Genomic DNA, 1,520 nt, shown 5'->3' on the forward strand with positions numbered 1-1,520 from the left:
GGCTTCCCTCGACTGCCACATTCGTTATCTCGAGGTCGATCTGGCGAACAGATTGCCTCGGCCAAGCATTCGTGGTTCATCGAGGGAAGCGTGGTCTCGGAACGGAGACCGTTGTGTGGCTAGGTCTTCATGGGTGAGCGACGACTGGTGCGATGTGGTGTTCTTTTGGGTTGGCTCGCGGCGTGCTTGGGCTCTTCGCTATGGATCGGCCCGGGCGGTTTCGGCTTGGCTCGCTTAAGCGGACGGGCGGTTGCTCCGTTGCGTGGGTTTTCTTTGCTGCCAGCTACTTTGGTTGTCAGCTTGACGTCTTCTTCGCTGCATTCCGGTTCAGCTTCTTGCTTTTTCCTCGGCGATCAGTTTCGATGCATTCCAGTTCGTTTCATCTCGCATCATCGCCCAGGCAACGACCGCGATTTTGCGAGCCAGGGCGATGCCTGCTTTCTTGCGCCGTGTAGTGGCCCCGCCATGAATACGATTGAACGTCAGTTTGCTCCATTCGTTGTAACGCAGGCTTGCCCAGGCACATTCCAGCAACATGCTCCGCAGCATCCGTGGCCCGCGCTTGCTAATTCGTCCAGAGCGATCCATCTCGCCGGATTGGTACTGCCGTGGTGTCATGCCCAGGTAGCTAGAGATGTGTCGAGCGCTCTTGAAGCGATGCGGGTCGTCGATTGCCGCGACGAGCATCTCGGCGGTCTTGCGTCCCACGCCGGGGATGGTCATCACGCGTTGGATGTGGACGTTGTCGGCAGCGAAGAGTTCCAGGCGTTGCTCGATCGCTTCCATTTCAGTGGTGAGCTCATCGAGTTGTTTCAATTCGCTGTCGAGTTGCCCCTTCCAGAGGTCGTCGGTGCCACATTCATGGATTGGTTTGCGGTGGGAGTCGATATGGGCTCGACCTGTGTTCCAGGCACGTGCTCCGGTGTCGATCTCGATGCCGCGGTTGGCGAAGGACGCTCGAATGCCGTTTTTAATTCGAGTGATGCGGTAGTCGAGGTTCTTTCGGTACTTGATGATCGCTCTCTGTTCACGGATTTGGGGACTGGGGACGTGGACGGACGTGAGATCTTTCATCATGGCCATTTTGGCCAGTCTCAGTGCGTCGTCGCGATCGGTCTTTCGCTTGATGTTCTTCCAGGCCCATGCTTCATCATTGGTGCTGCAGACTATCGTCTTGAGCTTTCGCTGGTGGCAGACATCGCTGATCCAGCCCGACGGACCGCAGGCTTCCATGACGACGAGGTCGATTTCATTGGACTCGAACAGGTGATTAACGTGAGAGACCTTGGTGAGGATGGTTTCGAATCGATAGGCTTGTTTTTCGGTGTTGAAGAAACAGGCGACCGACTTGAACTTGCCGAGGTCGAGCGAACAGATCATCATGGAATGGTTCCGTGGTTTGAGGTGTCAACGTGTTAGAAATGTTGATTGTGACCGATCGAAAGATCGAGATCACGGCCTGGTCAGCAGGTGTATCCAGACGACTCGCCTCAAACCACGGACTTCATGGATTCTTTATT

General features: G+C 55.6%; 1 protein-coding gene. It reads right to left on the reverse strand.

Translation table 11 applies throughout. The features are described 5' to 3' along the window. Positions 1–327: 327 nt before the first annotated feature. Positions 328–1,383 (reverse strand): IS110 family RNA-guided transposase, encoded by a 1,056-nt coding sequence (locus tag RSSM_RS24710; protein ID WP_008686262.1) that lies wholly within the window; start codon positions 1,381–1,383, stop codon positions 328–330. Positions 1,384–1,520: the final 137 nt, after the last annotated feature.

Source organism: Aporhodopirellula sallentina SM41, assembly GCF_000346505.1.
GTDB lineage: Bacteria > Planctomycetota > Planctomycetia > Pirellulales > Pirellulaceae > Rhodopirellula > Rhodopirellula sallentina.